The organism is Virgisporangium ochraceum (assembly GCF_016863655.1).
Classification (GTDB): domain Bacteria; phylum Actinomycetota; class Actinomycetes; order Mycobacteriales; family Micromonosporaceae; genus Virgisporangium; species Virgisporangium ochraceum.
Window position 1 is genome coordinate 34284 of record NZ_BOPH01000105.1, and the last position, 14045, is coordinate 48328.

The window sequence follows — 14045 nt, forward strand, 5'->3', positions numbered from 1 at the left end:
GTCGTAGAGGAAGGAGAACGACGCAGACAGGCGTGGGCCGCACACCACCCGGGAAGGACGAGAACAGGCCCGCCGTAGTCGTGACCCGAGGTGAGCATGGTTCCGCCGCGTTGCTGCTCCATCGCCCGTCGCCCGCCGCCCGTCTGGTCGTGACGGCCGCCGGCCTGGACAGACTCGTCGCCGTGAGCGACGACGCGCTGCCGGCGCCCGTGCCGCGCAGATGACTGCCCGGATCAGGCTGTTCAGGCCGCTGTCTGTCATCAGGCCGGACCACACACCAGCCTTCGTCGGGCGCCGTGAGCCAGCGCGGCAGGTCCGACCCCGGGCGGACCTGACGCCACCACACGGGCAGCAGCGCCGGGTCACGCACAACCCCGTTGATCGGCATTCTTCTATATTCTGATGGCGTCACTCCGCCGGTCCGGCGGGGCCACGGATCCCCCGGTGGAGCGAACGCAATGAGACGCATCGGAACGGTTGTCGCCACATCGCTGCTCGTCCTGGTCACGTCGACGCCTGGCCGCGCCGACGCGTCCCCGCCACGATTTCCCGGCCCGCCGACGGTGAGTGAGCTGACCCTCAACAGCGCCCTGCTGACCTGGCAGCCGCCCGATACCGACCCGGCACCGGCGTACTACGACATCTACCGGATCGTCGACGGCCAGGAGCACACGTACAACGGCAGCTACACCACGTCGCTGCGGCTGGCGTCGCTCGCCCCGAACACCTCCTACACGTTCGTCATCGGGGTACGACCGCAGGCCGGACACAACGGCCTACGCTCCCCCGCGGTGACGTTCCGCACCCCGTCGGCACCGGTCGAGTCGAACCCCCCGACGGCACCGGGAACACCGGTGGTGACCGACGTGGCGCCGGGCCGGCTGACCCTGACCTGGGCCGCGTCCCTCGACGACAGCGGAATCGACCGCTACCTGGTCTACCTGTCAGGCTTCGGCCAGACCGTGCTGCACTCCGTCACCGTGGTGTACCCGGGCAACCCGGGAACAACCTGGACCGACACCCGCACGCTGCCTGACTACGACTACGAGTTCCACCTCGTCGCGGTCGACCACGCCGGCAACCGGTCGGCCCCGTCAGCGCCCGTGAACGTCCGCACGCCGCCGCTGCCCGGCGGCTCGTGCCGGGCAGCGGTACAGATCACGCAGGCGGGCGGCGGCCGATACTCAGCCGTACTGACCATCGTCAACACGGGCGGGTCGGTAGACGTGCACACGATCCGCGCGACGCTGCCACCCGGACAACACAACGACCCCATGGCGAGCTGGAACTTCGTACAACTCGGCAACGAGCTGGTCTACGCCTATTCCGGCTGGTCCGGCGGATTCCCCAGCGGAGGCCGCAAACAGCTGCCGTTCGTGATCCGGTACGACGGCGCACCGGTGCCGCCCACCGGCTGGCGCCTCAACGGCCAGCTCTGCACGGCTCTGTGAATTGCGCGGCGCCGTTTCCCGGCCGACCACGCACCGCGCCGGCGGACCTGGACGGTCCCGTAGCCTGAGCAGACGGGGCGATGGCCCCTCCGGGCCGAGGCCGACCAGATTCGCGTTGCCGACGGCGTCCGGCCCGCGCGGTTGCCGAGCCGTCCGCCGGCGGCGAGCCGTTGGACCGGTGGTGGGCCGCGGTCGACGCGGTCATGCGTACCGAGTCCCACGACGACCGTGCCCGCGGCGCGTCGGTGTTGTGCCAGTCGCTATCGCCGCCTCCTACGACGGGGCGAACCACCAACACGAACCAGCCTTCGCAGCGGACGCCCCGCGACCACACAGGTGGTGGCGTTGTAGGTGGTGGCGTCGCCGGTCGGTCGGTCAGGTCACGCGAGCAGGCCGGCGATCTCGGTCCGGATGGACAAGTCCAGACCGGCCCGGCCCGGGCTCGGCGCAGGCGTTCGCCGGTCACCGTGCGCAGCAAGAGCTCGGTGGTCCATCCGGCACAGTTCGTCGGCGTCGGCGTCGGCGAACACGGCGACGGGACCGGAGCGCCGAGCGATGCAGCGACCGGGTCAGCCGATCACCGCGCCGGACGGAAAGGAGCTCTGGGTCCCGATGCCCCGTGGGGGTCCCCGAGAGCTCTGGTGTCAATCTCACAGCGGAACGGGTCGTCGAGAGTCAGGATGGCGCCGAACGGCACCATGGCGTCCTCGACGTGGTGCTCGCCCTCCAGACGGAACATGCGCAAGACCACCGACTCGAAATCGGTCAATTCGCGGCGTTGCTCGGCGAGACGATCTCGCAGATCACGGCGACTTCGGACGCCTCGATCACGCCACCCTTGGGATCCGTGTCCGCCACCACAAGATCAGGAATGACGATCCGGTCGGTACGGAGCCGGACATTGGCCGCTTGGTACGCGCGCAGGCCAACGGCCCGGGCCGCAGGGCGAATGCCGGCCATCAGGAGGAAGGAGATGTCCTGATGTGGCTTATTCGGTGCCGGGCTGACCCACAGTCCCCCATCGATCAACTCGATCCTGTTCGGCGTCGCACCGAGCGCGAAGTACTGCTCTTCGCTCCATCGGCCCGGATGATCCAGTAGCGCCACGCTCATCGACATCACCTCCAGACCGATGCGCGACCTTTTGCCGCCTGCCCGGCGCCGCCCACCGCACCCCGGCAGGTGTCTCGGCTACCTCGGAGCCGGGAGGAGCACCACTCTGTCGCCCACGTCGAAGCTCTCGCGACGACGATCGCGCGCGAACCCGTACCGGGTCGCCACGCCCAACGCCACGCGGGCAACATTCCGCAAGAAATCCGGATCAGCTGCGCTCACACCGCGGGACGGAGGCCGGGATGGCGCGCCTCCCACGCCTGGCGCACCCCGCGCGGCAGGTTCAGCGACCGCCACACCCGGACCAGTAGGCCCGCGTTGAGCCACCGCCGCAGTTCCTCGGTGCGGATCGCCTCGCGAAGCACGTTCTCGTACATCCACCGCAGCTGGTCAGGATCGTCGAGGTCGAAGCTGCGGTCGGGACTCCACATCAACCGCTGCGGCAGCTCGACCACACCGTGATGGGGCCCGGCCAGCTCACCGAGAGACGCGGCGACCACGGCGGGCCGACCCGGCCGTGCCAGGAAGGCAGTGCCGGGACGGGCAGGACCGCCGCCGCTCATGCAGCGAGGGTAGCCCCGGAACCGGCCGGACGGCGTCGGGGCTCTCCAGGCCGGATCCCTGAACGAGGAGGAACGGGCTCTGAGCTGCCGACATCGAGAGTGCGGACCAGCATCTCCGGTGCGTCGGGCCGGGTCACCTCGCACGGTGCCGGCCACGTCAGGGCATTCGGAGGGACCGCATGGCCCATACGCCGAGCGGGGTCGTCTGCCAGCGGGCGGTGAACGTACGGGCGGCCGGGTCCAGGGTCAACTGGAGCCGGTGCGGGCTCTCGAGGAACACCACATCGATCAGCAGGGTGTCGCCGGACCATGCGTACGCCGTCGCCAGCGGTTCGTCGCCGACGGTCCAGCTGGCCGGGCCGCCGATCGCCGCGGTCAGCTCCTCGCCGTCGTCGAGCACGAGCTGTTCCGCACGGATCCCGACGGTGCGCAGCGCCTCGATCTCGTTGTCGGTGCCCGGGCCATAGGTCCCCTCCGGGATCTCGCGCGAGGTGCCGTCGCCGACGGGGCGGACGAGCTCGTCCGGTCCCGACGAACCGTCCGCCGACGACGGCCCGGACCCCACATCAATGGCCGGCAGCAGATGAGCCCACATCGCGTCGAGCACGGCCTGCATGTCGGGGCTCTGCGAGGTGAGGGCCACGACCGCGTCGGCCTCGGGCAGGACGACCATGAACTGGCCGAGGGCCCCGTCACCGCGGTAGCCGTGACGGCTGCGCCAGAACTGGAAGCCGTAGCCCCGGTCCCAGTCCGAGTCGCCGGTGGTGCCGGCCGGGTTGGTGGCCACGTGCGCCCGGGTGGCCTCGGCGACCCAGCCCTCGGGCAGGATCTGCTTACCCTGCCACCGGCCGCCGTCGAGATGGAGCTGGCCGAGCTTGGCGATCGCCTCGGTCGGAACATGGAGTCCGGTGAAGCCGAGCGTGCGCCCGACCGGGTCGGTCGACCATCCGTACCGATGGATTCCCAGCGGCTGGAACAGCCTTGGCCGTAGGAACTCCGTGAGCGTGACGCCGCTGGTCCGCTCGATGATCGCCGCGATCGTGTAGGTGCACGGCTGGTTGTACGCGAACACCGCGCCCGGCTCGAACGTGGGCGGCAGCAGGAACATGCCGAGCGCCATGTCACCCATGCCGGCCCGCAGCGCCGGCTCGATCGTGTCTTCCTCGTGGCCGCTGGCCATCGACGCGAGGTGCCGCACCAGCACTGACCGTGACCAGGCATCGGTGACCCGGGTGTCGAACTCGGGGAAGTACGACAGCGCGGGCGCATCGAGGTCGATCAGCCCTTCGGCCACCGCCAACCCGAGCGCGGCCGACGTGAAGCTCTTGCTCAGCGAGTACACCAGCTGCGGCGTCTCGGGCCGGTACGGCCACCACCACCGTTCGGCGACTACGCGACCGTGTCGCAGCACCATCAGGCTGTGCGGCTCCACATCGGGCATCGACGTCAGCGCCGCGAGCAACGCGTCGATTCCAGCGGCGTCGATGCCCTGCGCGGCGGGGGTACTCCGGGGAAGCTCGGTCACCCTTGCTTTATAGCCCGGCGCGTGCTCGTACCGGGAGCGGCCCGGCCGTGTGGACCCGGCCGCCGGGGAGCGGGCCCGGTGCGCAGGCCGCTGGCTCGGTGTTGTTCATGGTGATGCCGTGCCCATCGAGACCCGCGACGGCGTGTCACCCGTGAACCTGTAGCGGCCGGCCGTCGATACCGTCACCGGGCAGCGGGACGGGCCCGAACGACCCGCCGCCGCCGGCGGACCCATGCGCCCACCGCGCACGACCGCGGCCACCACGTCCCGGCTCGTCGGGCACAGGCGGCATGGCCATCGCCAGACCGGGATCGACCGACGACAGCACCCCGAGCCCGAACAGGCCGACGGCGACTGCCGACACCGCCGGTCCGTAGGTCCGCAGCGCCGGGTTCATGGCCGGGTCGAGGTGACCGTTGCGTTCCTTGATCCGCGTAAGCAAACGCGGCCACCAGCCACCGGCCGGCCGGGCGAACGCCCACGACCTGGCCTGGAGCGGCAACATCGCGGCGCCGATCGCGTCGCACGTTGATCGGGGCGCCGACGCATGTCGGAATCTGCCGGCCGCCCGCCGAGTGCGGCTGTGCGGGGTCCTTCTCCCGGATGTATCCGCTGGACGACAGGTGGTTTCCGGCGGCATGCACCCCGGCTGTCCGTCCGGAGAAGGGCAGCGGCTCGGCCCTGGGCGCACCCTCCATCGGGCGAAGTGTTCCATCGGTCCCCACGCTGCGCCCGACATTGACGACGGCAACTATGATTTCCGCGTGGTAGCGAAGTGCGGGCGTGTCAACCGAGTCTCGCCCAGGCGGCTCGGATGACGTGGACCGGGTGGCTGGCGCTCCTGGCGTCTCAGGTGGCCGTCTTATGGATCTCCCTGTTCCTTCTCTTCCGTGACCTGCCCAACTCGCTGTTCGTCTTCGAGAAACTGATTTGCGCCGTGCTCGGTGTGGGCCTGATCGCGGCAGACGTGGCTGTCCTCCTTGGCTACGTGGGTCCGGGGTGGCCGGTGCCGGCCCGCGGTAGCCTCGCGGTGCTCGCGGCGGCGGTCGCCGCATGGCTCCTCAACGATGCGGTCTACCTGTACGTGAAGGGAGCGGATGACCATCATCCGTGGCTCTTCCGTGGCTATGATGTCCAGGGTCACCACTGGCGACGGATCATTCTTCGCATAATCGGCACGGCGCTCGCCGTCCGCGCCGCACTCTGGCTCATGCCACCGGGATAGCACGAGCTCGACCGCCCGAACCGCGCCCACCCTCCAGCCGCCTCGCCGCAAGTCGACCCGGCTCCTCGCTACCTTCCGGCAACGGACCGCGTCTGTCCAGATTGCGGCGTGGAACGGTCGAAGTCGTCGACGCAGACGCAATCACGTGATCGGACTGGGCTGTGCGCGGCGGGCTCGGCGGTTGGATGGCAGGACCCGTCTCCTCCAGGACATGAACTGCCACCAGCAGCACGGCCGGCGGGAACAGCGCCATCACGACGATCTCCCACCGGGACAACACCGCCCCGCCGCAGCGCACCAGCAGCCACCGCGCCCGCCACAGCCCCCAACCCACCGGCAGCGGATCGCCTTCGGACGACACGGAAACCTCTCAGCGCCTCCGTAGCCGTGTGGCGGTGACACCAGCAACGACGGACAGGCATGCGACCATCGCCAGCGCGAACAGCGCCATGCGCCGGTGGCCACGGTTGCCGACGGCTTCCACATCACTGTCGAGGAAGGCCGGGTCGTAGCGGATCTGGACGATGTCGCCCTCGACGAGATCGGAACTACAACTCGAACATTCGGCGGTAACGGCAACACCGTCGCGGCTGACGAACTCGACCGTCACGGTGGTCCCCTTCGGCCTGCGGATCGCCTCGACAACCCGTGCATCGGCGGCGACACCCCGAATCTGCAACGAGCGGTCGATGGCACCGGCGTAGCAGGCAACGACGAGGAAGAAAACGATTCCGACGGCAGCCCAGAGCAGGAGACCGACTCGACCCTTGTGGGACGAGCCCACCCCGCCAGACGCTCCCGGTCCAACTTCCATGATCGAAGGGTAAACGCGTCGAGGCCCACCGTGACAGACACGGTCGCAGCGTCACGTTCGGCCAATGCATCGGCACCACGAGCGACGGTGCCCAGACGTACAGCGGGACGGACACCGCACCGTCCGGTATGCGGTCGGTCAGGACCAGCCCACCGCCCAGGTATATCCACATCATCGCGACCGGCCCGATCGTCCACACCGACGTCAGCGGCTGGAACACCGGTACTCCCCGCACCACAGCAATCCGGAACCCGGCCGGCGGCCCCGGACGCTCCAGCCTCTCCGCCGCCGCCACGGCTGCGGCCACCACGGTGTAGAGGCCGGTCTCCACCGCCGAGGTCCAGATCTGGTCGCCGGTGTCCGCGCTCAGCAACGCCATCGCCGGCTCGGACATCCGATGCACGCCTCGGTGTGATGACAGCACCACGCGGCAGCGGCGCCGACGCCTACGACACGGGGATCGGCGTCCCCTGGTCGATGACGGTCAGCCACTTACCGTGCTTGAACGTGTAGGTGACGCTGATGATCTGCCGGAGCACGAAGCCCTGCGACGGGATGGCGTAGGTCGCGTCGTACACGATCGTCGCGGTGCTGCAGCCGTCCACCGCACGGGTTTTCTCCGTCCACGTCCAGGTGGCGTTGCGGTTGTTGAAATGGTTGCGCTGGGACTCACCGATGGCGGCCCTGCCCTGGACTATCTGGCCGGCGCTGTAGATGGCGATCGCGTCGTCGTCGTGTCCTGCTTCCCACGCGGCCCGGTCGAAGTCGCGGAACGACTCCATGTCGTGCCGCTGCGCCTCGTCGAACTTCCCGGCACACCACTGCGCCAGGCCCGCCGTGCCGCTCTGCCGCTCCGTGCCGGCGATCGCCGGTGTGGCGACCGCGGCACCGATCACCGAGACCGCCCCGGCCGCAGCCAGCAGCCGCACCTTCCACGAGTTCCACATTCCCCGCATCGAGATCTCCTCCGTAGAACCAGACTGATGAGATGCCGAGACGTTGGCAGGTGCCGGTGTCAGGACGGCTTCAGAGTGCGTCACACCGTCCCCGCCACCGAGGGTGAGGATCGACACGCATCGGTCCGACCGCGGGTCCAACCTTTCGCGGTCTCGACCCATCCATAGAGGCATGAAGTCCAGACAGGCCCAGGACCGGGAGTTCACCGCGTTCGTCGAGTCGCGGGTGTTGTCGTTACGTCGGACCGCATTCCACCTGTGCGGCAGTTGGCACGTCGCGGAGGAGCTCGTCCAGGACGCGCTGATCAAGCTGTACCTGAAGTGGCAGAGCGTCGGCGGCTCGGCGTCGCTCGACGGCTACGTCCGGCAGATCCTGGTCCGCACCTACCTGGAGACCACTCGACGCTCGTGGTTCCGGCGGATCCTGCCGACCACCGACCCGCCGGAAACACCCGCGGTCGCCGCCGACGCCGACCATCGCATGGACCTCATCGCCGCGCTCGCCCAACTTCCCGCCGGGCAGCGGGCGGTGGTGGTCCTGCGCTACCTCGACGACCTCGACATCAACGAAACGGCCCGGGTCATAGGCCGCTCACCGGGCACGGTCAAGAGCCAGGCCTCACTCGGCCTGGCGCGTCTGCGCGAACTGCTGCCCGGATACCTCAACACGTCCCGATAGGAGGGCACGATGTCTGAAACACAGCTGCGGGAGATGTTCTCCCGGCACGCCGATACGCCCGAGCCACCGCTGCCGCCGCGCTTCGTCGCGGACACCGTCGATGCCGGCCACCGGCGCGTCCGCCAGCGCCGTGCCGCGCGCGCGGCCACCGGAGGGGTCGCCGCCGTCGCCGCGCTCGCGGTCGCGGCCACGGCAGTTCTGGGACCGGGGGGCAGCACGCCGGGCCGCGTACCCGACGCCATCGAGGCCCCACGCGCCACCGGCAGCGGCAGCGCTACCGACGCCCCGGCCGACGCCGTGGCCCTTCTCGGCCGGATCGCGTTGGCATCGGCCCAGCGCCGCATCGACATCCGGGACGACCAGTTCATCTACGAGAAGCGTCAGTTCGCCACCCAGGTTTCCGTACAGGTCAATCCGGCAGGCGAGGTGGCCGGCACCTCCGAGGCCTGGACCTCGGTCGACGGATCCAAGACCGGATGGCACATCATGCCCGACAAGCGGGGACAGCTGTACAGCGGGCCGCATCCGGGCAGGCCCGAGTGGGGGCTGTCGAACCCGTCGTACAAGTACCTGACCTCGCTGACCACCGACCCGGACACCCTCCTGGCCCAGATTCGCGCGTCGGTCGACGCCCGGCCGACCAAGCCCGACCAGCGGTCCGACCGCGACCAGGAGGCCTTCGACGTCATCGGTCACGTGCTGAACTGGTCGATGCTGCCCCCGCAGCTCGGCGCGGCCCTGTACGCGGCGGCCGCGAAGATCCCGGGCGTCACGATGATCCCCCTCGTCACCGACCTGGCCGGCCGCCCGGGCATCGCGGTGGCCCGGACGGGCCCGCTCGACGACTCGTCCACCTGGATCTTCGACAGGAACACCTACGAGTTCCTCGGCGGGAACACGCGGCGCGGCGGCAAGGAACCCGGCGGCGGAAGCTACGCCATCCTCACCCGCGCGGTAGTCGACGACGTGCAGCAGCGTCCGTAGACCATGACATCGGCGGCGTGGGCAGCCCTTTGGCCGCGCCTCACCATCCATCCGGACCGCACGACAGTTCCCTGCCCACAGAGGCGTCGGTCAACCCCGCGGGCGGGCGACCTTCATGTCAGCGCCGACCGCAAGGCGACGTCGTGGCGTTCGTCAGATCCTTGAGGAGCGTGGTGCCGTCGGCCCGGGTCTGTACCGGTACCGGTACAGACCCGGCCGTAGTTGACCGAGTTGCCGGCGTCGACGGTGGCGGTGCGCAGGCCGAGTCCGTCGTAGCGGTAGCTGGTGGAGCTCCCGGTCGGGTCGGTGACCGACGCGAGACGGCCTGCCGGTGGGGCACGTCAGCGCGACCTTGGCGCCGGTCGGGTCCACTGTGGACATGAGGTCGCGGCCTCCGGAGTTGGCGCGGTCGCCGCCGTCCAAGACGGTGCGTCACGTTGTCGGCTACGCCACTCCGGCAGGCCGGCCGACAAGGACGTTCGGGCCATGGGCGCGGCACCTGTCAGCCGCGCCCCAGGATGAGTTCGCTCTGGAGCACCAGGACGGCCCCGCCGATCGCCGCCGCGTCGGAACCGTTGACCGACAGCGCGACGCGCACCCCGTGCGCCCGCCGGGCGAAGGTGCGGCGGTCGACCTCCCGCTGGACGACCGCCCGGTAGATCGGGCCGGCGACGGCGAAGCTCGGCCCGGCGAGCACGATCGCGTCCACGTCGAACAGGCCCGCCATGGTGACGGCGGCCGAGCCGAGGTAGCGGGCCGACCGCTCGATCAGGCTGCGGGCGTCCGGATCGCCGCTGTTCGCCGCGGCGGCGATCTGCGCGAACCCGGTGAGGAGGTCGGCGTCAGCCGGGTCGAGCGCCAGCCGCCCGGCCAGTCCCGGTAGTGCCCGGGCCTGCTGGACCACGGCCGACGGACCGGCGTAGTTCTCCAGGCAGCCGACGTTGCCGCACGTGCACTCGTCGCCGTCGGCGGCGATCGAGATGTGGCCGATCTCGACGCTGTTGGAGGAGCTGCCCCGGTAGATCTCACCGGCGACGACGACCCCGCCGCCGATTCCGCTGGCCATGTAGATGCAGCCGTAGGTGCTGCGCGAGTCGACCGCGCCCATCCAGTACTCGCCGATGGCGGCCGCCGCGGCGTCGTTGTCCAACAGCACGGGAAGGCCGAGGTGGCCGGCCAGCCGCTGTGCGATCGGGTGGTCGAGCCATTCGTCGGTGGGTTGGGGTGTCAGCTGGACCCCGGCGCGCCGGTCCTGCGGGCCGTAGCTGACCAGGCCGACCCCCAGCACCTTGTCGCGGTCGACGCCCGCGGTGGCCAGCAGCGCGTCGACCTGCGCGGCCACCAGTGGCAGCGCCCGCTGCGGCGGCATCGACGCCACGCCCGGCACCGCGGTGCGGGTCACCGGCCGGCCGGCCAGGTCGACGACGACGATGACGCAGGTGTTGCGCTCGAGCTGGACGCCCACGCTGTAGCGGGCCACCGGGTTGAGCCGGACCAGCGTGCGCGGCTTACCACCGGTGGACATGCCCCGACCGGCCTCCACCACCAGGCCGTTGCCCATGAGCTCGCGCACGACCTCGGAGATCGTGGCTCCGGTGAGACCGGTCGCCTCGGCGAGCTCGATCCGGCTGATCGTGCGGGCCGACCGGATCAGATCCAGGACCAGACCCCGGGTCTTCGACCGGCTGGCCCAGATCGGGCTGGTGGCCACGGTCTCCTCCTCCGTGCGGCCGGTGGGCGAGGCTACTCAACCTACTGCACGCACCCGGCTGGGCATTGATCCACGAGCGCCGATGTATTGACTTTCGTAAGTAACTTAATGAACATACTGGGAGCGCTCCCATCGACCTCCTTCACGTTGCGGAGAACAGATGAAACACCGTTCCGCACTACTCGCCGCCGGTGCCGCCGGCGTGCTCGCCCTGACGGGCATCACCGCAGTTCTCACCCCCGCGGCGGCCGCCACCGCCGGCTGCTCGGTCACCTACACCGTGCAGAGCCAATGGCCGGGAGGGTTCGCCACGGACGTCGCTGTCACCAATCTCGGATCGTCCATCACGAACTGGACCCTGGCGTTCGACTTCCCAGACCCGGGCCAGCGCGTCACGCACGGGTGGAGCGCCGTCTGGACGCAGTCCGGCGCCCGCGTCTCCGCCACCAACATGGGCTGGAACGCCCTGATGGGCACCGGCACCACCACGTCCCTCGGATTCCTCGGCACCTGGAGCGGCAGCAACCCGCAACCGGCGTCGTTCTCCCTGAACGGCACCGTCTGCACCGGTGAGGTGACGCCGGACCCCAGCTCATCCGGCCCCGGCTCGCCCGGTCCCAGCTCGTCCGGCCCGTCCACCCCGCCCGACCCGGCCGGTCCGGCACCCGAACTGCGGGTGTCCGGCAACAAGATCGTCACCGCGGCCGGCAGGCCGTACCGGCTGTTGGGGGTGAGCCGCTCCAGCGGCGAGTTCGCCTGCGTTCAGGGCAAGGGCCTATGGGACGGCGGCCCGGTCGACCAGGCGTCGGTCGACGCGATGAAGACCTGGAACATCCACGCGGTCCGCATTCCGCTGAACGAGGAGTGCTGGCTCGGCGTCAACGGCACCCCCGGCGGCGCCACGTATCAGCGGGGCGTCAAGGACTACGTCGATCTGCTCGTCGCCAACGGCATCAACGTCATCCTCGACCTGCACTGGACCTGGGGCGCCTACACCAACAGCCCCGACTGGCACTGCAAGGACGAGCACGCCACCTGCCAGAAGCCGATGCCCGACGCGCGGTACGCCCCGCAGTTCTGGACCGGCGTCGCCAACACCTTCAAGGGCAACGACGCCGTGGTCTTCGACCTGTTCAACGAGCCCTACCCGGACATGCCCGCCGACTGGAACAAGACCCTGGGCTGGCAGTGCCTGCGTGACGGCGGAACCTGCACCGGGATCCCCTACGAGGTGGCCGGCACGCAGGACCTCGTCGACGCGGTCCGGGCGACCGGTGCCACCAACGTGCTGATGGTCGGCGGGCTCGAATGGACCAACGACATGCGGGAGTGGCTGGCGTACCGGCCGACCGACCCGCTGAACAACATCGCCGCCTCCTGGCACGCGTACAGCTTCAACGCCTGCGCGAGCGAGGCGTGCTGGGACAGCCAGATCGCCCCGCTCGCGCAGCAGGTGCCTGTGGTACTCGGTGAGTTCGGCCAGGACACCTGCGGATTCGACTACATGCAACGGCTCGTGACCTGGGCGGACTCGCACGACATGGGATACCTCGCGTGGACATGGAACCCGTGGGGCTGCACCGGCGGCGCCGTGCTCATCAAGGACTGGTCCGGCACACCGGAACCCGGCGTCGGCGAGGGCTTCAAGGCCCACCTGTTGACCCAGAGCCCGTACGTCTGACGCATTCACGGTGGACCGGGTGCCGTGAACGCGGCACCCGGTCCACCGCCACCGATTTCCCGGTCGACGAAGCCGTCCGGGCCGAACGCCCGCAGCTTTGTGATCGCGGCCGGGCGGAGGTTGCGGAATGCACGACGCTCCAACCGCCCGACGTCGCCCAGCGTCCGCTCCCCGTCGGCATCGTCAGACAACTCGATATCGACGTTGCCGCCCCGGTTGCCCAGGCCTCCTCCGGTTGTCTCGCCGCGTTCGCCGAGAACGTCGTCGATCACATCATCGAGGTCGCCCCACGCGACGCCGGAGCTTGGCGGAAAGTACAGAAAGACATCCATGTCGTCACCAGCCCGGATTCTCGTCGCAAGTGTGCCCGATCTTCCCTCGAACGATGCGGCCGGGCGGACTTTCCGTTCCGGCTGTACCCCGAGGAGGGTGGGCTGTTGCCCTGGGGAAAGACCGGCGACGGCACGGACCTGTGCTGGCTCACCGAGGGGCAACCGGACGACTGGCCCACCGCGGTGTGGAACGTCCAGGACGGCGGCCACCGCTACGACCGCGGTGCCGCCGATCTGCTGCACGGCTACCTCAGCGGGCAGGCACGCGTGGAGCTGTTGAGTCCTCCGCCGGACGTCCCGTGGTTCGACCGGCACCGTTCCGCGACTGGTCGCTGGCCTTCCTCAGCGGCGACGGCCCCGACGGGATCGTGGTGCGCTTCCCGCCGGAGGACGGCGACGACGCCCGGACCGCCGTGGCGACGGCCGTACAGGCCATGGGCTCGCGGATGGTCAGAGCCATCAGCGACCGGGAGCCGGTCTGGTCGTGATGCTCCGGGGAACTCGAATCGCCACCACCATGGGCACCTCCTTCTCCTTCCAGTCATTCACCACCGTGAGGCTTGCTCCCCGTCCGAGCCGACCAGCGCGGCGTGTTCCGGATCAGCCGCCGGAGACGCGTTCGGCTCCGGGCGGGCGTCCGCGACCCGTGCGGCCCCGCCGCCGACGGCCGTCACCGAGACGGTCGGCCGGTACGACGCCGCGATCCTGGGCGGCGAGGTTGGCGCCCACTGCCGGACCGTCCTGAGGCATCGAGGAACACGTCGGAGGAGAGCCAAGCCAGTCCCTCGCTGGCGCGCCTCTGACCGACCTCGGCATGCTGCGCCGCCGGGACCCGGCCGAGTCCCTGAGGGCCGCCGGTTGGCCGCGATCGCCACAGCCGCGGCCGGCGTGCGGGCCAGGCTCCCCACCGTCGTCTGACCAGCGCCGCCTTCCCTTCAGTGAACGCGCAGCGTCGACACCGCAACTACCCAGCAGATTTTCTCGCGTTCGTGTAACGCCACTCGTGTTTCA

Annotated in this window: 14 protein-coding genes; 6 read left to right on the forward strand and 8 right to left on the reverse strand. The window is 69.9% G+C overall.

Annotated elements, in window-relative coordinates:
- The first annotated feature begins 458 nt into the window (after positions 1 to 458).
- On the forward strand, positions 459 to 1451 hold the full coding sequence (locus Voc01_RS38255; RefSeq protein WP_203932578.1) for a fibronectin type III domain-containing protein: 993 nt from the start codon (positions 459 to 461) through the stop codon (positions 1449 to 1451).
- A 765-nt stretch (positions 1452 to 2216) separates the two neighbouring features.
- Here Voc01_RS38255 and Voc01_RS53500 read toward each other — a convergent pair.
- The 4 genes from Voc01_RS53500 to Voc01_RS38275 all read right to left on the reverse strand — a co-directional run bounded on the left by Voc01_RS53500 (position 2217) and on the right by Voc01_RS38275 (position 5094).
- Entirely contained in the window at positions 2217 to 2564 is a 348-nt protein-coding gene (locus Voc01_RS53500) for a Uma2 family endonuclease (RefSeq protein WP_239160800.1), read from the reverse strand.
- A 218-nt stretch (positions 2565 to 2782) separates the two neighbouring features.
- The gene (locus tag Voc01_RS38265) at positions 2783 to 3127 is read right to left on the reverse strand and encodes a hypothetical protein (protein ID WP_203932579.1); all 345 of its coding nucleotides are present in this window, start codon (positions 3125 to 3127) and stop codon (positions 2783 to 2785) included.
- A 157-nt stretch (positions 3128 to 3284) separates the two neighbouring features.
- Positions 3285 to 4652 (reverse strand): serine hydrolase domain-containing protein, encoded by a 1368-nt coding sequence (locus Voc01_RS38270; RefSeq protein ID WP_203932580.1) that lies wholly within the window; start codon positions 4650 to 4652, stop codon positions 3285 to 3287.
- A 145-nt stretch (positions 4653 to 4797) separates the two neighbouring features.
- On the reverse strand, positions 4798 to 5094 hold the full coding sequence (locus Voc01_RS38275; RefSeq protein ID WP_203932581.1) for a hypothetical protein: 297 nt from the start codon (positions 5092 to 5094) through the stop codon (positions 4798 to 4800).
- Positions 5095 to 5466: 372 nt separating this feature from the next.
- On the opposite strand from Voc01_RS38275, the gene Voc01_RS38280 reads away from it, so the two are divergent.
- Entirely contained in the window at positions 5467 to 5877 is a 411-nt protein-coding gene (locus Voc01_RS38280; RefSeq protein ID WP_203932582.1) for a hypothetical protein, read from the forward strand.
- Positions 5878 to 6247: 370 nt separating this feature from the next.
- Here the strand turns inward: Voc01_RS38280 and Voc01_RS38285 are convergent, their stop codons facing one another.
- A complete protein-coding gene (locus Voc01_RS38285; protein WP_203932583.1) occupies positions 6248 to 6691 on the reverse strand; it encodes a DUF3592 domain-containing protein in 444 nt (147 codons plus the stop codon).
- A gap of 446 nt (positions 6692 to 7137) precedes the next feature.
- Positions 7138 to 7647: a hypothetical protein gene (locus Voc01_RS38290; RefSeq protein ID WP_203932584.1), complete on the reverse strand. Its 510-nt coding sequence runs from the start codon at positions 7645 to 7647 to the stop codon at positions 7138 to 7140.
- Positions 7648 to 7819: 172 nt separating this feature from the next.
- Here Voc01_RS38290 and Voc01_RS38295 point away from each other — a divergent pair, with 172 nt between their 5' ends.
- Together Voc01_RS38295 and Voc01_RS38300 are read left to right on the forward strand one after the other, a co-directional pair.
- Positions 7820 to 8326: a SigE family RNA polymerase sigma factor gene (locus Voc01_RS38295; RefSeq protein ID WP_203932585.1), complete on the forward strand. Its 507-nt coding sequence runs from the start codon at positions 7820 to 7822 to the stop codon at positions 8324 to 8326.
- Positions 8327 to 8335: 9 nt separating this feature from the next.
- On the forward strand, positions 8336 to 9310 hold the full coding sequence (locus tag Voc01_RS38300) for a CU044_5270 family protein (RefSeq protein ID WP_203932586.1): 975 nt from the start codon (positions 8336 to 8338) through the stop codon (positions 9308 to 9310).
- A 502-nt stretch (positions 9311 to 9812) separates the two neighbouring features.
- Here Voc01_RS38300 and Voc01_RS38310 read toward each other — a convergent pair.
- Complete coding sequence (locus Voc01_RS38310) at positions 9813 to 11021, reverse strand: ROK family transcriptional regulator (RefSeq protein WP_203932587.1); 1209 nt, start codon at positions 11019 to 11021, stop codon at positions 9813 to 9815.
- A gap of 160 nt (positions 11022 to 11181) precedes the next feature.
- Between Voc01_RS38310 and Voc01_RS38315 the strand changes: the two genes are divergently transcribed.
- Positions 11182 to 12702 carry a cellulase family glycosylhydrolase gene (locus Voc01_RS38315; protein ID WP_203932588.1) on the forward strand — a complete coding sequence of 507 codons (1521 nt, stop codon included), beginning with the start codon at positions 11182 to 11184 and terminating at the stop codon, positions 12700 to 12702.
- Positions 12703 to 12707: 5 nt separating this feature from the next.
- Here Voc01_RS38315 and Voc01_RS38320 read toward each other — a convergent pair whose 3' ends face one another.
- Positions 12708 to 13277, reverse strand: a complete 570-nt coding sequence (locus Voc01_RS38320) for a hypothetical protein (RefSeq protein WP_203932589.1) — start codon at positions 13275 to 13277, stop codon at positions 12708 to 12710.
- 56 nt (positions 13278 to 13333) lie between these two features.
- On the opposite strand from Voc01_RS38320, the gene Voc01_RS38325 reads away from it, so the two are divergent.
- Entirely contained in the window at positions 13334 to 13522 is a 189-nt protein-coding gene (locus tag Voc01_RS38325; RefSeq protein ID WP_203932590.1) for a hypothetical protein, read from the forward strand.
- The last annotated feature ends 523 nt before the right edge of the window (positions 13523 to 14045 follow it).